This window comes from Salinibacterium sp. ZJ450, from assembly GCF_011751885.2.
In the GTDB taxonomy this organism is placed as follows: domain Bacteria; phylum Actinomycetota; class Actinomycetes; order Actinomycetales; family Microbacteriaceae; genus Ruicaihuangia.
Genome location: NZ_CP061771.1, coordinates 252543 through 271329, shown reverse-complemented (window position 1 = coordinate 271329; position 18787 = coordinate 252543). Strand labels below are relative to the sequence as shown.

The 18787-nt window shown below is 67.3% G+C and carries 16 protein-coding genes; 8 read left to right on the top strand and 8 right to left on the bottom strand.

The annotated features are described in order from the left end of the window. Position 1: 1 nt before the first annotated feature. Positions 2 to 1417, bottom strand: a complete 1416-nt coding sequence (locus tag HCT51_RS01380; protein WP_166875979.1) for a GH1 family beta-glucosidase — start codon at positions 1415 to 1417, stop codon at positions 2 to 4. A gap of 92 nt (positions 1418 to 1509) precedes the next feature. On the opposite strand from HCT51_RS01380, the gene HCT51_RS01375 reads away from it, so the two are divergent. The 4 genes from HCT51_RS01375 (at position 1510) to HCT51_RS01360 (ending at position 6171) form a co-directional block, all read left to right on the top strand. Beyond that, positions 1510 to 2733: an ROK family transcriptional regulator gene (locus HCT51_RS01375; protein WP_370626891.1), complete on the top strand. Its 1224-nt coding sequence runs from the start codon at positions 1510 to 1512 to the stop codon at positions 2731 to 2733. Positions 2734 to 2839: 106 nt separating this feature from the next. Next, positions 2840 to 3925 (top strand): sugar ABC transporter substrate-binding protein, encoded by a 1086-nt coding sequence (locus HCT51_RS01370; protein WP_166875982.1) that lies wholly within the window; start codon positions 2840 to 2842, stop codon positions 3923 to 3925. Between the two features lie 81 nt (positions 3926 to 4006). Beyond that, positions 4007 to 4918, top strand: a complete 912-nt coding sequence (locus HCT51_RS01365; RefSeq protein WP_166875985.1) for an ATP-binding cassette domain-containing protein — start codon at positions 4007 to 4009, stop codon at positions 4916 to 4918. Further along, entirely contained in the window at positions 4915 to 6171 is a 1257-nt protein-coding gene (locus HCT51_RS01360) for a sugar ABC transporter permease (RefSeq protein ID WP_166875987.1), read from the top strand. The genes HCT51_RS01365 and HCT51_RS01360 overlap by 4 nt, the downstream gene beginning before the upstream one ends. A gap of 70 nt (positions 6172 to 6241) precedes the next feature. On the opposite strand, the gene HCT51_RS01355 is transcribed toward HCT51_RS01360, so the two are convergent. Then, positions 6242 to 7219 (bottom strand): cyclase family protein, encoded by a 978-nt coding sequence (locus HCT51_RS01355; protein WP_166875990.1) that lies wholly within the window; start codon positions 7217 to 7219, stop codon positions 6242 to 6244. Positions 7220 to 7350: 131 nt separating this feature from the next. Between HCT51_RS01355 and HCT51_RS01350 the strand changes: the two genes are divergently transcribed. Together HCT51_RS01350 and HCT51_RS01345 are read left to right on the top strand one after the other, a co-directional pair. After that, positions 7351 to 8307: an ABC transporter ATP-binding protein gene (locus HCT51_RS01350; RefSeq protein ID WP_166875992.1), complete on the top strand. Its 957-nt coding sequence runs from the start codon at positions 7351 to 7353 to the stop codon at positions 8305 to 8307. Further along, the gene (locus tag HCT51_RS01345) at positions 8304 to 9122 is read left to right on the top strand and encodes an ABC transporter permease (RefSeq protein WP_166875995.1); all 819 of its coding nucleotides are present in this window, start codon (positions 8304 to 8306) and stop codon (positions 9120 to 9122) included. The genes HCT51_RS01350 and HCT51_RS01345 overlap by 4 nt, the downstream gene beginning before the upstream one ends. A 66-nt stretch (positions 9123 to 9188) precedes the next feature. Here HCT51_RS01345 and HCT51_RS01340 read toward each other — a convergent pair whose 3' ends face one another. The 3 genes from HCT51_RS01340 to HCT51_RS01330 all read right to left on the bottom strand — a co-directional run bounded on the left by HCT51_RS01340 (position 9189) and on the right by HCT51_RS01330 (position 13396). Then, on the bottom strand, positions 9189 to 10466 hold the full coding sequence (locus tag HCT51_RS01340) for an APC family permease (protein ID WP_224760609.1): 1278 nt from the start codon (positions 10464 to 10466) through the stop codon (positions 9189 to 9191). Positions 10467 to 10690: 224 nt separating this feature from the next. Further along, the gene (locus HCT51_RS01335; RefSeq protein WP_166876001.1) at positions 10691 to 11866 is read right to left on the bottom strand and encodes a cystathionine gamma-synthase; all 1176 of its coding nucleotides are present in this window, start codon (positions 11864 to 11866) and stop codon (positions 10691 to 10693) included. 165 nt (positions 11867 to 12031) lie between these two features. Then, on the bottom strand, positions 12032 to 13396 hold the full coding sequence (locus HCT51_RS01330; protein ID WP_166876005.1) for a cystathionine beta-synthase: 1365 nt from the start codon (positions 13394 to 13396) through the stop codon (positions 12032 to 12034). Positions 13397 to 13551: 155 nt separating this feature from the next. Here HCT51_RS01330 and HCT51_RS01325 point away from each other — a divergent pair, with 155 nt between their 5' ends. Both HCT51_RS01325 and HCT51_RS01320 read left to right on the top strand, forming a co-directional pair. Then, positions 13552 to 14262: a DUF3105 domain-containing protein gene (locus tag HCT51_RS01325; protein ID WP_224760608.1), complete on the top strand. Its 711-nt coding sequence runs from the start codon at positions 13552 to 13554 to the stop codon at positions 14260 to 14262. Between the two features lie 6 nt (positions 14263 to 14268). Beyond that, positions 14269 to 14910, top strand: coding sequence for a DUF305 domain-containing protein (locus HCT51_RS01320; protein WP_166876011.1), 642 nt, complete (start codon positions 14269 to 14271; stop codon positions 14908 to 14910). Positions 14911 to 14975: 65 nt separating this feature from the next. On the opposite strand, the gene HCT51_RS01315 is transcribed toward HCT51_RS01320, so the two are convergent. From HCT51_RS01315 to HCT51_RS01305, 3 genes are read right to left on the bottom strand one after another with little or no spacing between them, the layout of a single operon-like run. Then, a complete protein-coding gene (locus HCT51_RS01315) occupies positions 14976 to 16826 on the bottom strand; it encodes an ABC transporter ATP-binding protein (RefSeq protein WP_224760607.1) in 1851 nt (616 codons plus the stop codon). 23 nt (positions 16827 to 16849) lie between these two features. After that, positions 16850 to 17812 carry a carbohydrate ABC transporter permease gene (locus HCT51_RS01310; RefSeq protein ID WP_166876015.1) on the bottom strand — a complete coding sequence of 321 codons (963 nt, stop codon included), beginning with the start codon at positions 17810 to 17812 and terminating at the stop codon, positions 16850 to 16852. Further along, positions 17809 to 18780 carry a carbohydrate ABC transporter permease gene (locus HCT51_RS01305; RefSeq protein ID WP_166876018.1) on the bottom strand — a complete coding sequence of 324 codons (972 nt, stop codon included), beginning with the start codon at positions 18778 to 18780 and terminating at the stop codon, positions 17809 to 17811. The genes HCT51_RS01310 and HCT51_RS01305 overlap by 4 nt, the downstream gene beginning before the upstream one ends. Positions 18781 to 18787: the final 7 nt, after the last annotated feature.

Genomic DNA, 18787 nt, shown 5'->3' with positions numbered 1-18787 from the left:
GCTACCGGGGCGCCGGGATCCGTCGTGTCTCGATCACCTTGGCCAGCCACATGCCGCTGTCTTTCACGGTGCGCTCCTGCGAGCGGTAGTCCACGTGCACGATGCCGAATCGGCGCGAGTAGCCGTACGCCCACTCGAAGTTGTCAAACAACGACCAGACCAGGTAGCCCCGCAGGTCGACGCCCTGCTGCATCGCCCGATGCGCGGCGCTGAAGTGACGCACCAGGTAGTCGACCCGCCGTTCATCGTGCACGCGCCCGTTGCGCACCTCATCGTCGAAGGCGGCCCCGTTCTCGGTGATCATCAGCGGCAGGTCGGGGAATTGCTGGTGCAGCGAGACCAGCATGTGCTCGAGCCCGCTCGGCACGATGTCCCAGCCCATCGCGGTGCGCGGATTCTGACGCTCGAGGAACTCCACGTCCTCGGCGGATGGCCACTCCGACATTGCCATCTCGACCCGCGACCGCAAAGTCGGCTCCGTCCGCAGGCGCACGGTTCGCGCGGTGTAGTAGTTCACTCCCAGTATGTCGATCGGCTGATGGATGAGCTCAAGGTCGCCCGGTCGCACGAAAGACCAGTCGGTGATGGCACGAGTGTCGCGCAGCAGGTCATCGGGGTACTCACCGCGAAGCATGGGGCCGGTGAACGCCCGATTGCCGATCGCATCCAACCGGCGGATCGCCTCCGGCGACGTGTCGTCGTCGCCTTCGAAAACGTGCAAGTTCAGGGTCACCGAGAACTGCGGGTCGTTCTTCACCACCGGCCGCAGCGCCTGCAGCGCGCGCCCGTGGGCCAGGTTGAGGTGATGCACCGCCGTGAATGCGGCCACCGGCTCCCTGCGACCCGGCGCGTGCACGCCGGATGCGTAGCCGAGGAACGCCGAGCACCATGGTTCGTTCAGCGTGGTCCAGGCCTGCACCCGATCACCGAGCCGCTCCCCCATGATGTGCGCGTACTCGGCGAAGCGGTACGCGGTGTCTCGGTTCGCCCAGCCATCCGCGCTTTCCAGCGCCTGGGGCAGATCCCAGTGATACAGCGTCGCGATCGGACGGATGCCGCGGGCCAGCAGCCCGTCAACCAGACGCTCGTAGAACCCGAGCCCCTTCTCGTTGGCCTTGCCTCGACCGTTTGCCTGGATCCGCGGCCAGGCGATCGAGAACCGGTACGCCTCCAGGCCGAGCTTCCCCATCAGATCGAGGTCGCTCTCCAGCCGGTGATAGTGGTCGTCCGCGACATCCCCGGTGTCACCGTTCTCCACCTTGCCTGGCGTGCGGCTGAAGATGTCCCAGATCGACGGCCCGCGTCCGTCCTCCTGCGTCGCCCCCTCCACCTGATACGCCGCCGTGGCCGAGCCGATCACGAAGTCCTTCGGAAACTCGGCGCCGAAATCGCGGTATTCGGTGGGTGCGTCAGTCATTCGTGGAACCTCTCCATGGCCGTGGCGGCATCGGTCGAGACTAACCCCCCATCGAACCGGTCACCGGTCGGCCAAAGTGTATGGTGTCACTCGTGACGGGCCTCAACAGGATGCCGGGCTCCCAGACTTCACTGCGTGAAGCCAACCGGGCCCGGATTGTCGACGCCCTGAAACAGCACGGTCGACTCACCCAGGTGGAGCTTGCCGGGGTCACCGGGCTGTCGCCGGCAACCGTCTCCAACATCGTCAAAGAGCTCTCCGGCTCGGGTGTGCTGCACACCGCCATCACCTCTCGCAGCGGCCGCCGGGCCACCCAGGTGCGGCTGGCCCGCCGGCTCGGGCTGGTCGCGGGGCTGCATTTCTCCACCCGGCACCTGCGGGTGGCGATCGCGGATGTCGCGGGCACCATCGTTGCCGAACACCACGTTCCGCTCGCCGCCGACCACCGCCACGACAGCGAACTGGACCGCGCCGCCCTGCTCATCACCGACATGCTCGAGACGCTCGGCGCCACCCGCGACGAGTTGCTCGCCATCGGCTTGGGCCTGCCCGCCCCGATTGACCCCTCCACCGGCATGATCTCCACGCTCGGGCTGATGCGCGGCTGGGAGGGGGTCCGCGTCGACGAGGCCTTCCGCAGCCGGATCAAACGCCCGGTGTACGTGGACAGTGAGGCGAACCTCGGCGCGCGCGCCGAACTGCACAGTGGGGCCGCCCGGGGAGCACGCGGCGCCGCTTACATCCGCGCCGGGCACGTGATCAGCGCCGGCCTGATCATCGATGGCACCATCTTCCGCGGCGTGACCGGCAAGGCCGGCCAGATCGGCCACATCACGATCGACGAGAACGGTCCGATCTGCCGCTGCGGCAGCCGTGGCTGCCTCGACATGTTCGCCTCCGGACCCGCGCTGCTCGACCTGTTCCGCGCGGATCCGGGCATGCGGCGACTGCAAGACCTGCTGCAGCGCGCCGAGTCGGGTGACGCCAGCAGCCAGCGTGTGATCGCCGACGCCGGTCGACACATCGGCATCGCGGCGGCCAGCCTCAGCAACCTGTTCGACCCGCAGGTGATCATCATCGGCGGCGAGCTCGCCCAGACCGGTGAGACCCTGCTCGCCCCGTTGCGGCACGCGCTGGAGCGCTCGGTGTTGGCCGGTCACTCGGGATGGCCGCGCGTCGTGCAGTCCCAGCTCGGCGAGAAGGCTGAGCTGATCGGATGCCTCGCCCTGGCGATCGAACAGGCTGAGTTGAGCGCCCTCCCGCCGGTGGCATTCTTGAGCGAAGATCCGGCCTTGCGTTCGGAAGCTAACGCCTGAGTTTCGATTGCCCGCCTGCTTGCGTTCAAGTGTTGACGGCAATGAACACGGGTGCCACACTCAGGATCATCCGCCACTGTGGGCGGCCTGATGAGAGGGCACCTCAATGATGAGACGCACCAAGACACTCACAGCGATTGCGATCGGATCCCTCCTCGCAACCGGCGCTCTGACCGCCTGCGCATCCAATGGCGGCGACGGAGGCGGCGACGGAGGCGGCGACGGAGGCGGGGACGGCAGCGACGGCACCATCGGCCTGCTCCTTCCCGAGTCCAAGACCTCGCGCTACGAGGCATTCGACCGTCCGCTGTTCGAGGCCAGGGTCGCGGAACTCGGTAACTTCGAGGTTTTGTACTCGAACGCCGACCAGGATGCGGCGAAGCAACAGCAACAGGCGGAATCCGCCCTCGCATCCGGCGTCGACGTGCTCGTGCTCGACCCGGTTGACGCCGAGGCGGCCGTCAGCATCGTCAACGAGGCGAGCGGCCAGGGCGTTCCCGTCGTGTCGTACGACCGACTGGTAGCCGGCGGCGACCTGGCCTACTACATCTCCTTCGACAACGAGCAGGTCGGTGTACTCCAGGGCGAAGCGCTCACCGAGAAGCTGGGCGGCACCGGCAGCATCATCATGGTTAACGGGTCGCCGACCGACGGCAACGCGGCGCAGTTCAAGCAGGGCGCGCACAGCGTGATCGACGACAGCGGGGTCACGGTTCTCGCCGAGTTCGACACCCCCGACTGGAGCCCGGATAAGGCGCAGGAGTGGGTGGCCGGTCAGCTGACGCAGTTCGCCGGTCAGATCAACGGGGTCTATGCGGCGAACGACGGCACAGCCGGCGGCGCGATCGCGGCCATGAAGGCAGCGAACGTCACCCCGTGGCCGATCGTGACCGGCCAGGACGCCGAGCTCGCTGGCATCCAGCGCATCGTCGCCGGAGACCAGTTCATGACCGTTTACAAGGCGATTAAGGCGGAGGCCGAACTGGCTGCGGAGGTTGCCGTGAAGCTGGCGCAAGGGGAGACTGTGGAAGGAGACACCGATACTGATGGTGTTCCGACGACGCTGCTCACCCCCGTCGTCGTCACTGTTGACAACATCATGGACACGGTCGTCGCTGACGGGTTCTTCACCGTCGACGACATCTGCACCGCTGAGTACGCGGACGCTTGCGCCGCAGCAGGCATCCAGTAACCCTGCGGACGGTTGGCCGGGCGTCCGCACGGGCCCCGGCCATCCGATCGTTCACCGACCTCACATGAGAAGAGCACGACGATGACAATGCTGTCACCCCAGGATGTGAACGTCACATCCGCGCAGGAGCCGCTGCTGTCACTGGAAGGCATCAGCAAGCGTTTCGGAGCCGTCCAGGCGCTGAGCGACATCGGGATGGACGTCCACGCCGGTGAAGTGGTCGCCATCGTCGGCGACAACGGCGCCGGCAAGTCGACGCTGATCAAAGTTCTCGCCGGCGTACACCCACAGGACACCGGCACCATCGACTTCGACGGGTCGCGCGTGCACATCGCCAGCCCGGCGGACTCCCGCAAACTGGGGATCGCCACCGTGTTCCAGGACCTCGCCCTCTGCGACAACCTCGATGTGGTGGCGAACCTGTGGCTGGGCCGCGAGCTCACCCACCAGGCCACCCTCAACGAGGTGGATATGGAGAAGCGATCCTGGTCGCTGCTGCGCGAGTTGAGCGCCAAGATCCCGTCGGTGCGCACGCCCGTGGCATCCCTCTCCGGCGGCCAGCGACAGACCGTGGCCATCGCCCGGTCCTTGATCGGCGAGCCGCGCGTCGTGATTCTCGACGAGCCGACTGCCGCGCTGGGTGTCGCCCAGACCGCGGAGGTGCTCAACCTGATCGAGCGGCTGCGCGAACGCGGGCTCGGCGTCATCCTGATCAGCCACAACATGGCCGACGTGCTTGCGGTGGCCGACCGCGTGGTCGTGCTGCGCCTCGGTCGCAACAACGGTGAGTTCCGGGTCTCGGAGGTGACCAGCGAAGACATCATCGCCGCCATCACCGGCGCGACCGACAACGCGGTCACCAGACGAGCGGCCGGTCGGCCGAAGCCGTCAGACGCAGCGGATGTCGCCGACACGCCGGATATCGCAGACACCGCGGATGTCGCGGACACCACACCCCCACCCGCTTCAACTCCGACGGAGGACCAACCATGACCGCGACGCGGGATGAAACCGGCAGCAGCGTCGCTGCCGACCTGCAAGACGAGCGACTGATTCAGCACGCTGGGTTCCGAGGTAGCGTCCGTGCCACGATGACCCGCGTGCGGGGCGGCGATCTCGGATCGTTGCCGGTCATCATCGGCGTCATCGTCATCTGGGCGGTCTTCCAGTTGCTGAACGACAACTTCCTGTCCAGCACCAACCTGGTCAACCTCACCCTGCAGTGCGCGGCGGTCGGCACCATCGCGATCGGCATCGTCCTGGTGCTGCTGCTCGGCGAGATCGACCTATCGGTCGGGTCGGTTAGCGGCCTGTCGGCGGCCATCCTCGCGGTCTCCTTCGTGCAGTTGGGCTGGCCGCTTCCGCTCTCGATCCTCGCCTCGCTCGTCGCCGGCGTCCTGATCGGCCTGCTCTACGGGTTCCTGTACACCCGGTTCGGTGTGCCCAGCTTCGTGATCACGTTGGCAGGGCTCCTCGGATTCCTCGGTCTGCAGCTCTGGGTGCTCGGCGACACGGGCTCGATCAACATCCCGTTCGAATCCTGGATCGTGCAGTTCGCGCAGCAGATGTTCCTGCCCGCCTGGCTGTCTTACGTGCTGGTGGTCTTGGCGGCGCTGATCTACGTTGCCACGGCCTACGTGCAGTCCCGCCGGCGCACCAGCGCCGGACTGTCCGCGCAATCGATGACCACGATCCTGCTGCGCGCGGGCGGCCTGGTCGTGCTGCTCGGCGTTGCAGCCTGGTACCTGAATCAGACCCGCGGCGTAGGGCTGATGTTCCTGCTGTTCCTGATCCTGGTCGTGGTGATGAACTTCTTCCTCACCAAGACCCGGTGGGGGCGCTCGGTGTACGCGGTCGGCGGCAGCGTCGAGGCCGCCAGGCGCGCGGGCATCCGCGTCAACCGGGTGTACGTGTCGGTGTTTGTGCTGTGCTCCACGTTCGCGGTGGTCGGCGGGCTGCTCGCGGCGGCCCGACTCGGCTCGGCGAATCAGGGCAGCGGTGGCGGTGACACCAACCTGAACGCGATCGCCGCGGCCGTCATCGGCGGGGCGAGCCTGTTCGGTGGACGCGGGTCGGCGTACTCTGCACTGCTCGGCATCGTGGTGATCCAGTCGATCTCGTCTGGCCTGACCCTGCTGAACCTCGACTCCTCGGTGCGCTACATGATCACCGGGGTGGTGCTGCTGCTGGCGGTCATCATCGATTCGCTGTCGCGGCGTTCCCGCGCCGTCTCCGGACGCGGTTAGCCGCGCCCGGGGCTTGTGGCGCTTGCGGCTCCACTGCCGCCAGCGCCGCACAAACGTGCGAGCGCCGCAGTTATTGCTGCGGCGCTCGTGTGTTTCTGCGGCGCTCGTTCGCCTGACCGGTTCGGGGCAGCTTCGCGAATGCGCGCACCGGGAACGTGCCGAACCGCTCGACCCTGGGCGGCGTTGCGGTGAACAGGCTGCCGGTCGGCGGCAGCGCGGCGAGGCCGGTCAGGTGCTCCACCACGTGGACACCGGCGGCGAGCAGTTCACTGTGCGCCGGCCGTGCCCCGCCCGACGTCGGCTCGGCGTCGTCGAGGTTCAGCGAGTCGATCCCCACCAGCAGCACACCCTGCTCGACCAGGTAGCGGGCGCCCTCCTCGGTCAGGAAGGGAGCGTCGTGCGCGTAGGCCGGCTGGCCGAAGTGGCGGTCCCAGCCGGTGTGCAAAAGCACCGCGCGCCCGGCCAGATCCCGATCGGAGAAGACGGATGCCGGGATGCCCCGGTCGAGCGAATCCTGCAGGTGGAACACTTCCGCCGGCAGGTCCACGAGCGTCTCGAGTGGCAGGCCGGCGAGATCCGCGTCCTTCTCGTAGCGATGGAACGGGCTGTCCAGGTAGGTGCCGGTGTTGCCGATCATGGTGATCAGGTCCAGGGCGAACTGGGTGCCCTCGGCGTACTTGCTGATCGACTGCTCGCGGGTCAGGTGCGGCGTGAACACCGGCGCTGGCAGCCCCGGGTAGGTGACGAGCGCCTCGCGAATGACATGGCTCAGTTCCACGAAGCGCGGCACGCTGGTCTGCGCTGCGGTCGCCTCGGCCCCGGCCGTCTCAATCCCCCGGGTGCCGCGGTGCTGCTCCTCGACAACGCGTAGGTTCCGGATGTCGGTGCGCCGAATCAGCGCGAGTCCGAGGTGTTGCACGAACAGGCGGCCGACGAGCGCGGCATCCGCCTCGGGCGACGGCAGGTCGATCCGAAACTCCTCGGCGGTGAGGCTTCCGCCGTTGGTGAACTCGACCGTTGCGTCGAAGTGGGCTCGGTGCTCGGTCACGGGATCTCCTCGGCTGCCGGGGCTCGAGACATCCGGCGTCTCTGCAGATACTAACGACGGCCGCCAGACCGCAAAGCGGGAATCATCCCAGCGGCGGATGCGCCGGCCCGCGACATCCGTAAGCTTAAATCATGATTAAAGCTGAAGGACTTTCCAAACGCTACGGCGCCAAGACCGCCGTTGACGGCATCAGTTTCACCGTCAAACCGGGCATGGTCACGGGGTTCCTCGGGCCGAACGGTGCCGGCAAATCGACCACGATGCGCATGATCGTCGGGCTCGACCGCCCGACTTCGGGCAGCGTCATCGTCAACGGCAAGCCATACGCCCAACACACCGCACCCCTTCGGGAGGTCGGCGCCCTGCTCGACGCGAAGGCCATCCACACCGGCCGCAGCGCCTACAATCACTTGCTCGCCATGGGTGCGACACACGGTATCGGCAAGGCCCGCGTGCGTGAGGTCATCGGCCTCACCGGGCTTGAGTCGGTCGCCGGCAAGCGAGTCGGCGGTTTCTCGCTCGGCATGGGCCAGCGCCTCGGCATCGCCGCGGCACTGCTCGGAGACCCGGCGACCCTCATCCTCGACGAACCCGTCAACGGCCTCGATCCCGAGGGAGTCATGTGGGTGCGCAATCTCGCCCGGCATCTCGCCAACGAGGGCCGCACCATCTTCCTCTCCTCGCACCTGATGAGCGAGATGGCCCTCACCGCCGACCATCTCATCGTGCTGGGCCGCGGCCGCATCATCGCCGACGCTCCCGTCGCCGAGATCCTCGCCGCCGCCACGCGCACCGCGGTGCGGCTGCGGAGCCCGCGCGCCGATCAACTCGCCCAGTTGCTGCAGGGGCCCGACGTATCAATCACCGCAATGGAGAACGGCGTACTGAGCGTCACCGGCCTGACCGCCGAGGTCATCGGCGACGCCGCGGTCGCGGCGGGCATAGCCCTGCATGAGCTCACGCCCGTCGCCGCATCGCTCGAGGAGGCTTACATGGAACTCACCCGCGACGACGTGGAGTACCACGCTGGCGGCACGAACGCGCCCGACTCCGCGACCACCGCTACCGCCGAGGAGGTCGCTCGATGAGCACCCCAATCACCGCACCGCGCCCCTCCGCTCACCTGACAACCGGCGGCATCCTCCGCTCCGAGTGGATCAAGTTGCGCTCCGTGCGCTCCACGATCTGGTCGTACGGGATCATCGTGGTGGTGTCTGTGGGAATGGCGCTCCTGCTGTCGTCGACGATCGACTTCGGCGGCCAGACTCCGCCCCCCGAAGCGCATCAGATCCTGGCGCTTCAGACCGCCACGTTCGGCATCTACATGGGTCAGCTCATCGTGGCGGTGCTGGGCGTGCTGGTCATCAGCGGCGAGTATGCCACCGGCATGATTCGGTCGACGCTGACGGCGGTGCCCAAGCGCATCCCGGCGCTCGCGGCCAAGACGTTCGTGTTGTTCGTCGCGACGTTCCTCCTCGGCCTGGTGAGCACCTTCGGCGCTCTCCTGGTGGCGCTCCCGATCCTCGCTGGCAAGGGCATCGAAGTAGACCTCACCGCGCTGGCCGGCAATCTCGTTCTCGCCTCGGTCTACCTCGCGCTCGTCGCGGTGTTCGCATTGGGGCTCGGCAGCATTCTGCGCAGCAGCGCAGGCGGAATCGCCGCGGCGCTCGGTGTCATCTTGCTGTTGCCGACCATCTTCCAGGTGGTCGCCGGACTCACCGGCGCCCAATGGGCAATCGACATGATGCCTTACCTGTTCTCCACCGCGGGGACCGGCATGTTCACGCCGACAATCGAGGGCGCCGAGGGGCTGCTGCAGTGGCAGTCCGCGCTCGTAGTCGTGGCCTGGGCCGCCGTGTCGCTCGTCGGTGGCGCGCTGCTGCTGAAGAGGCGCGACGCGTAGCCAACCGAATAGGCGATGCTCCCGCGGCCGGTGATACCGGTCGCGGGGGCATTTTGTGCCCGAGCACTATCGGGCTCGCGACATCCGGCGTCTCTGCACGATACCGACGATGATCGCGGCGATCGCAAGGATCGCCGCTATCGCGAGGTTCGGACCGGCGAGCACGGCGAGTCCGGCAACGAGCAAGACGGACGTCGCGGCGAACCACCAGCCGAGGCTGAACCGGTCGAGCAGTCGAAGCGCCGCCACCATGCCGAGCGCGTACACGCCGACGATCGAGCTGGTCTGCACCAGGATGAACGGGGTCAGGTCGAAGTTGCTCGCCACCAGCAGGCTGAAGTTCACGGCGGTCAGCGCCCCCACCACCGCGAGCGATCGGCGGGGCACACCGCCGGGCTCGGCGCCGCTGCCGAGGAATCTCGGCAGGTCGCCGTCACGGCCGAGGGAGGCGCCGAGCTTCGAGAAGGCCGCCAGGTAGGTGTTCAGCACGCCGATCGAGACCAGGCCTGCCACCACCGCGACCAACAGCGGTCCGGCGCCCGGCGCCGTGACCGCGATCAGGTCGACGAGCGGCACGCGGCTGGTTCCGGCGTCGTCGCCGAGCACGCCGACGGTGACCACCTGCAGGGCGAGGTACGCGGCGCCGACCACGATGATCGCGATCGCCGTGGCGATGGGGATGGTGCGCCGCGGGTTGCGGAACTCCGCGGCGATGTGGGTGACAGCCTCCCAGCCGGCGAACGCCCAGACGAACAGGCTGACCACGGTACCGACCGGCGCCCAGCCGTGCGGCGCGAATGGGCTGAAGTTCGCCGCGTCGGTCGCCGGCGCGGCCAGCGCGACCACCCCGATCACGAGCACGAGCAGCGCGGCGGTGACCGCGAACTGCACGCTGCCTGACACCCGCACCCCGAAGCTGTTCGCGAGGAATGGCGGTGCGAGGATCGCCAGCGCGACCACGCCGACCCAGCCCCGGTCGGCTCCGAGCAGCGCAATGACGTACTCGGCGCCGAGCACGCCGACGATGGGGATGCCCATGCTCACGCCGAAATAGAACCAGTACCCGGCGGTGCGGGCGGCGGTGGCGCCGAGCGCGCGGCGGACGAAGGTGGCGACGCCCCCGGCGTCCGGGTGCCGGGCGGCGAGAGCGGCGAACGCTCCCGCGAGCGGCACAGACATCAGCAGCACCGCGGCGACCCCGACCAGCGACGCCGGGCCGGCGGCACTGGCGGCGAGCGCCGGCAGCACCAGGATGCCACTGCCGAGCACGGACGCGATGTACAACGAGGAGGCGCGCAGGATGCCGAGGCCTGAGGTGGCGACGGGGGCCGTGGTTGTGGTCACCCGTCTACTCTGCACCGGCAGGAACGCGACATCCATCGATAATCTGCCACACGGTGGCCGCTTCGCGCCAACGCGATGAGCGCCGCCGAGGGCCGCAGGCCGCCGGGCGCCGGGCGCGGCCAAAGCGGCCGAACGACGGCGCCGCGGCGAGCGCGCTCGGCCGTTTCCGCAGCGCTCGGCGATGGGCGAAGCGGAAGCGGGCCGAGCAGCCGAGCGCGGTCCCGCTAGGCCAGCCGGTCGAGCGCCCCGGTCACGTCGGCCAGCAGGTCGTCGATGCCCTCGATGCCGACCGAGAGCCGCACCACATTCTCGGGCACGGCCAGCTCGGTGCCCTTCACCGAGGCGTGGGTCATCTCCGAGGGGTAGCTGATCAGCGACTCCACGCCGCCGAGCGACTCCGCCAGCTGGAACACGCTGGTGCCCTCCGCGAACTTCTTCGCCGCGGCCGGGCCACCGCGCAACGCAACGGACAGCATGCCGCCGAACGAGCGCATCTGCTTCGCGGCGATCTCGTGGCCGGGGTGCGATTCGAGGCCCGGGTAGAACACCGTCTCGACCGCCGGATGCGGCTGCACGGCTTCCGCGATCGCCTGCGCGTTCTCGGAGTGCCGGTCCATCCGCACGGCCAGCGTCTTGATGCCGCGGACGGTCAGCCAGGCCTCCATCGGCGAGGACACCGCTCCGGCGCCGAACTGCAGGAAGCCCACCTTCTCGGCGATCTCCTCGTCGCTGGTGACGACGGCGCCGCCGAGCACGTCGGAGTGGCCGCCCAAGTACTTGGTGGTGGAGTGCACCACCACGTCGGCGCCGAACGACAGCGGCTGCTGCAGGTATGGCGACGCGAAGGTGTTGTCGACCACGACGATCGCACCGGCCTCATGGCCGATCGCCACCAGCGCGGCGATGTCGGTAATCTTCATCAGCGGGTTGCTCGGGGTCTCCAGCCAGAGCACGCGGGTCTTGCCCGGGCGGATCGCGGCGCGCGCGGCATCCGGGTTGCTCATCTCGGCGGTGGAGAGCTCCACTCCCCACGGCACATGCATCCGGTTCACCAGCCGGTGGGTGCCGCCGTACACGTCGTTGCCCATCAGCACGTGATCGCCGGGCTTCAGGATGGCCCGCAGCAGCGCGTCTTCGGCGGCCAGTCCCGAGGCGAAGCTGAACGCGTGGGTGCCGCCCTCGAGTGAGGCGAGCAGGGTCTGCAGCGAGTCGCGGGTGGGGTTGCCGCCGCGGGCGTACTCGTAGCCGCCGCGGAATCCGCCGATACCGTCCTGCACGAACGTGGAGGACAGGTAGATCGGTGGAACCACGGCGCCGGTGGTCGGGTCGAACTCCTGGCCGGCGTGGATCGCGCGGGTGCTGAAGTCGTGGTCGGTGGTGTTGTCGCGGGTGTCAGTCATTTCAGGTCCTTATGCGGTATCGGAAATTCAGCAAGCTGGGTCAGTGGGGGCGGTTGTCGTGCCCCAACATCGGTTTCCGGGCGCCGGGTGCTGAATTTTCGACAGCGGATGTCGCGGACCGGTCATTCGCGACTCCTCACAGTTCCGCCAGCCACCGGTCGCGCCTTACGCCGACAGGTAGGCGAGCAGGTCGTGCCGGGTGAGCACCCCGGCCGGTTTGCCGTCGGCCACCACGAGTAGGGCATCGGCGGAGCTCAGCGCCGTGCGCGCCGCGCCCAGCGTCTCGTTCACGCCGATCAGCTTCAGCGGCGGGCCGACGAAGGTGTCCAGCGCGTCCGTCATCTTCGCCTTGCCACTGAAGATCGACTCGAGCAGGGAGCGCTCGTCGACCGCGCCGATGACCTCGCCCATCACGACCGGCGGTTCGGCCGACAGCACGGGCATCTGCGACACGTCGTACTCGGTCATGATGCCGATGACGTCGTGCAGGGTGTCGCTCGGGTGCGCGTGCACCAGGTCGGGCAGCTTGCCGGTCTTGGCGCTCAGCACGTCGCCGACCGTGCGGTCTTCCGAGGGCGCGGAGAAGCCGTACGACTGCATCCACTTGTCGTTGAAGATCTTGCCGAGGTAGCCGCGGCCGCCATCGGGCAGCAGCACCACGATGATGTCGTCAGGGCCGAGCTTCTCGGCGGCCTTGAGCGCGGATACCACGGCCATGCCGCTCGATCCGCCGACGAGCAGCCCCTCTTCGCGGGCCAGACGACGGGTCATCTCGAACGACTCGGCATCCGATACCGCGATGATTTCGTCGACCACGCTGGGGTCGTACGCGGTCGGCCAGAAGTCTTCGCCGACGCCCTCCACAAGGTATGGGCGACCGGTGCCGCCGGAGTACACCGAACCTTCCGGGTCGGAGCCGATCACGGTGACGGCGCCGTTCGACATTTCCTTCAGGTACCTGCCGGTGCCGCTGATGGTGCCACCGGTGCCGACGCCGGCGATGAAGTGCGTGACCGTGCCGTCGGTGTCGCGCCAGATTTCAGGCCCGGTGGTCTCGTAGTGGCTGAGCGGGCCGTTCTGGTTGGCGTACTGGTTCGGTTTGAACGCGCCGGGGATCTCCTTCACCAGGCGGTCGGAAACGCTGTAGTACGACTCGGGGCTGTCGGGGGCGACGGCGGTGGGCGTCACCACGATCTCGGCACCATACGCGGTGAGCACGTTGCGCTTGTCTTCGCCCACCTTGTCCGGCAGTACGAAGACGCAGCGGTAACCGCGCTGCTGCGCCACCAGCGCCAGGCCCACACCGGTGTTGCCGCTGGTCGGTTCGACGATGGTGCCGCCCGGCTTCAACAGGCCCTCCTGCTCGGCGGCATCGATGATCCGCGTGGCGATGCGGTCCTTTGACGAGCCGCCAGGGTTGAGGTACTCAACCTTGACGAGGATGGTGGGGGCGTATCCCTTGGTCACACTGTTGAGCTTCACGAGCGGGGTGTTGCCCACGAGATCAATGACGCTGTTGGCGTACTTCATAGTGGGCAGGTTACCAGCGCGGCACGACTGTTACCCGGCCGCGCTGCCGCCGGGCTACCGCCCACCCGTGAGGCCCGAACGCGTTACATGAATCCTCAAGCTTTTACTGCGATAATCGAGCAACTCCCAATCCGATGAAAACGACAGGAATCTCTGTGGCCTCCCGCGACCAAGACCAGTCCTCCCCCGTGCCACCGAAGGTGGCCAAGGATCAGACCGTCAAGCAGCAGCGCGAGGCGCGTCGTGCCGAGAAAGTGGCGAAGCTGAAGGCGCAGCAGGCCAAGGAGAAGCGCAACCGCATCCTGGGCATCTCGCTCGCCAGCGTCGCCGGTGTCGCGATCGTCGCACTGGTGGTCACCTTCGTCGTGACCAGCGCGGAGCCCGAGCGGGATCGCGCGTCGATCCAGATCGAGGGCGTCCAGACCTGGGGGGATGAGCTGGACTTCAATCACGTCGAGACCGCCGTCGATTACGCGACCCAGTACGGCACCAACCCGCCCGCCGGCGGCAGCCACAACCCGGCATGGTTGAACTGTGGCGTCTACACCGAACCGCAGCAGAACGAGAACGCGGTGCACTCGCTCGAGCACGGCGCGGTCTGGGTGACCTATGACGCTTCCGCCGTCAACGAGGACGAGGTCAACGCGCTGCGCTCGAAGCTGCCGGACAGCTACGTGCTCGTCTCGCCATACGAGGGGCTGCCCTCGCCGATCGTCGTCTCGGCTTGGGGTGCCCAGCTCGCGTTCGAGGACCCGGAAGACCCGCGCCTCGCCGACTTCATCGCGAAGTACTGGCAGAACCCCGACCTCCCCGAGGCCGGCGCTTCCTGCAGCGGCGCCATTGACGGCCCAGGGAAGGTCGCCTAAGCGCCCATGCGGATGCGCTTCATCGTCGCTCTGATCCTCGGCGCGGCCGCCCTCATCGCCGGTGCGTTCATCGCCGGGCGGGCCACCGCGCCGATAACCATCACCCCGTCGAATACCAGCTCGGAAGCGGGTTTCGCGCGGGACATGCAACGCCACCACCTGCAGGCGGTGGAAATGTCCCTGATCGTGCGCGACCTGACCGACGACGAGTCGGTTCGCATGCTCGCGTACGACATCGCCACCACGCAGCAGCAGCAGGCCGGCCAGATGTACGCCTGGCTGAACCTCTGGGGTTTGCCGCAAGCGTCATCCGAACCCTCAATGACATGGATGACGCGACCTACGCTCGACGGAGCCGCCCACGGACACGGCGACAACGGCGACGCCAGCGCGCACGAGCCGGGTTCGCCGATGCCAGGGCTTGCCACGCCGGAGCAACTCGCCGAGCTGCAGTCGCTCACCGGTGTCGAGGCGGAGAAGTTCTTCCTTGAGCTGATGATCGCCCATCACAGGGGCGGCATCGAGATGGCCGAGGCGGTGCTTGATCGCAGCGAGAACGACATCGTCACGTCGCTTGCGGCGGGCATGGCGGCGGCCCAGCAGAGCGAGATCGACCTCATGGAGGGGATGCTCGCCGAGCGCGAGTAACCCTCGTCGGCTGCACATCGGATCAAGCGCCGCTCAAACGCCACCGTGCAGGCGGGCTACCGCACCTACCGCACCTGCCGCGCGTACAACCCGGCGTACACCCCGCCGGCGGCAAGCAGTTCCTCGTGCGTTCCGCGTTCCACGATGCGGCCGGCGTCGACCACGAAGATGACGTCGGCACCCACGATCGTGGAGAGCCGGTGGGCGATCGCGATGGTGGTGCGTCCCCGCGACGCGGTGTCCAGAGCCTGCTGCACCACCCGTTCCGACACGGTGTCGAGCGCGCTGGTGGCCTCGTCGAGGATCAGCACCTCGGGATCCTTCAGCAGCACGCGCGCGATCGCCACGCGCTGCTTCTCGCCGCCGCTCAACCGGTATCCGCGTTCGCCCACCACGGTGTCGTAGCCGTCAGGGAAGCGGGCGATGGTGTCGTGGATGTTCGCGGCCCTGGCCGCCGCTTCCAGCTCAGCGTCCGTGGCATCCGGTTTCGCATACCGAAGGTTCTCGGCAATCGTGGCGTGGAAGAGGTACGTCTCCTGGCTGACGATGCCGATGTGGGTGACGAGGGATTCCTGCGCGAGGTCACGCACGTCGGTGCCGGCGAACAGCACGCTGCCCGCGCTCGCCTCCTGGAAGCGCGGAATCAGGTAGCTCACCGTGGTCTTGCCGGCCCCGCTAGGTCCGACGAAGGCGGCGAACTCGCCGGGCTCGATCTCGAACGACACGTCGTTCAGGGTGGGCGCCCCGTCGTCGCGGGCGTCGGGGTAAGCGAAGGTGACGCCGTCGAATTCGACCCGGCCGAGCTGCTCGGTGTCGACCTGCTTGGCGCCCGGCCGGTCACTGATCGAGGGAACCAGGTCGAGGTACTCGAAGATCCGCGCGAACAGCGCAGAGGATGTCTGCAGGTCGAGCGCCACCCGCATCAGCCCCATCAGCGGGAACATCAGCCGCGCCTGCACCGTGGTGAACGCCACGATGGTGCCGGCAGTGATGCCGGTCACTCCCCCGACGATCAGGTAGCCGGCGACCAGGTACACGATCGCCGGTATCGCCGACAGGAAGATGTTCACCATGGCGAAGAACCACTGGCCGCTCATCTGCAACCGCACCTGCAGCCCGATCTGGTTCTGGTTCTCGTCGGCGTAGCGTGCGGTCTCCGCCTGCTGCCGGTTGAAGCTCCTGGACAGCAGGATGCCGGACACGCTGAGCGTCTCCTGCGTGATCGCGGTCATGTCCGACAAAGACTCCTGCGTCTTGCCGGCGATGCGGGCCCGCACCTGCCCGACCCGGCGTTGCGCGATCGCCAGCACCGGCATCAGCACCACGGCGATCAACGTCAGTTGCCAGTTCAGCAGCAGCATGGCCACGAACGCGGCGATCACCGTGACGGTGTTGCCCAGCACACTTGACACGGTGTTGCTCAGCACCGACGCGACCCCGCCGACATCGTTCTGCAGCCGGGACTGGATGATGCCGGTCTTGGTTTTGGTGAAGAAGCTCAGTTCCATCGCCTGCAGGTGACTGAACAGCCGAACGCGGAGCGCGCCCATCACGTTGTTGCCGACGGTGGAGGTGAGCCAGGTCTGCCAGACGCCGAGCAGTGCCGACAGGATGTATAGGCCGATCATCAGGCCGACGATGATGCTCAGGGTTCGGATGTCGGGGCCGCCCGGCGGGAACAGGCCGTCGTCGAACGCACGCTGGGTGAGCAGTGGCGGGATCACCGACAGGGCGGCGTTCAGCAGCACCAGCACGACGGTAACGGCGAGCGGGCCCTTGTGCGACTGGAACAGTTCCGTGATGCGCCGGAACAGGTGCGGGATCTTCGGCGCCTCGGCGTTCTCGGCGCGCTGAGTGGCGGCATCCCCGGAGCCGATCCGTGTGCGTTGCTTGCCGTGCTGGCCGACCTGAGTCACCCTGCCACTCTAAGCCGCGCGTGTCATCCCTTCGTCGAGCCCGCCAACAGCCCGCGCACGAAGTAGCGCTGCAGGGCGAAGAACACGATCAGCGGGACGACCAGCGCCACGAACGCCGCCGCGGTCAGGCGTTGCCACTCCTGGCCTTTGCTTCCGGTGAGTTCGGCTAGCCGTTGGGTAATCGGCGCGGCTTCCGCTGTCCCTCCGGAGAAGATCAGGGCCACGAGCAGGTCGTTCCACACCCAGAGGAACTGGAAGATCGCGAACGAGGCAATTGCCGGCAGTGCCAGCGGGATGATGATGCGGAAGAAGATCTGCCCGTGCCCCGCGCCGTCGACTCGTGCCGCCTCGATCAGCTCACCCGGGATCTCCGAGATGAAGTTGTGGAGGAGGAAGATCGCGAGCGGTAGAGCGAAGATCGTGTGGGCGATCCATACCGGCGCATAACCCGCCTCGGGGATGGCGGGAACGGCGTCGTGCAGTGCCCGCTGCGCCGGCAGCAACCACGTCGAGAACATCTGCAGCAGCGGAATCAGCGCCATCTGCAACGGCACCACCTGCAGCGCAAAGATCAGCACGAACAGGGCGGCGGCGCCCTTGAACTTGATCCAGGCGAACGCGTAGGCGGCCATGGTCGCGAGCACCAGCGGAAAAATGGTCGCCGGGATGGTGATAGCGAGCGAGTTGACGAAGTACTGCCCGAGTTGCGGGGCCGTGCTGGATGACGAGAAGAGCACCTCCCGGTAGTTGTCCAGCGTGAATCCCGGGTTCTGCAATATCGTCCACCAGCCGGTGGTCTTGATTTCCTCTTCGGGGCGGAATGAGCTGATGAACAGGCCGAATGTCGGAATCGTCCAGACCACCGCGATGACCAGCGCCACCACGGTCGCGGTGCGCGATGTCAGGCGGCGCTTCACCCGTCGGGTCCTAGACTCGGGAATGACGTCCTCGTCGGGAACGGGCAGGATCGGGGTTGACGTGCTCATCGGATCTCCCTCTGCTGGCGCAGCACTCTCACGTTGTAGATGACGATCGGCAGCACCATGATCATCAGGATGACGGCGAGCGCGGCCCCCCGGCCGGCCTCGCCGGCCCGGAACGCCTGGGTGTACATCTCGTTGGCCACGACGCTGGTCTCGAAGTTTCCGGCGGTCATGGTGCGCACGATGTCGAAGATCTTGAGGGTCGCGATCGAGATGGTGGTCACTACGACGACCAGAGTGCCGCGGATGCCGGGAAGCGTCACGTGGATGAATCGCTGCCAGGGGTTGGTGCCGTCGAGCTCGGCGGCTTCAAGTTGCTCGGTCGGCACTCCCTTGATCGACGCCGAGAGCACCACCATGGCAAACCCGGTCTGCACCCAGATCATCACCACGATCAGGAAGAAGGTGTTCCACGGCGCTTCCTGCAGCCACCGCATCGGTTCGCCGCCGAGCCAGACCACGATCTGGTTCAGCAAGCCGATCTGGTCGTTACCCGGTGCGCGGTACTCGTACACGAAGCGCCAGATGATGCCGGCGCCCACGAATGAGATCGCCATCGGCATGAAGACGAGAGCCTTGTAGTACTTCTCACCGCGCGACTTGTCGATGAATACCGCGTAGGCAAGCCCCACAATGGTGGAGATCAGAGGCACCAGAATCACCCAGATGATGGTGTTGCGCAGCGAGATCAGGCCGGCCGGCTGGGTGAAGGCCCAGGCGAAGTTGTCGAGCCCGATGAAATCGCCCGCGCCACTTCCAAACGACAGGACCGTCGTGCGCACGACCGGGTAGATCAGGCCGATCGCCAGCAACAGCAGCGCCGGAACGATGAAGGCCGCCAGCTGCCAGTAGTCGCGGCCGCGTTTCGGCGCCCTGTCAATGAAGAACAGGAGCAGCCCGATGACCACCGCGAACAACGCGAGGGCAAGCACCACCTGGACAATCTTTACGATGAGGTCTTCGGTCGTCATTGACCAA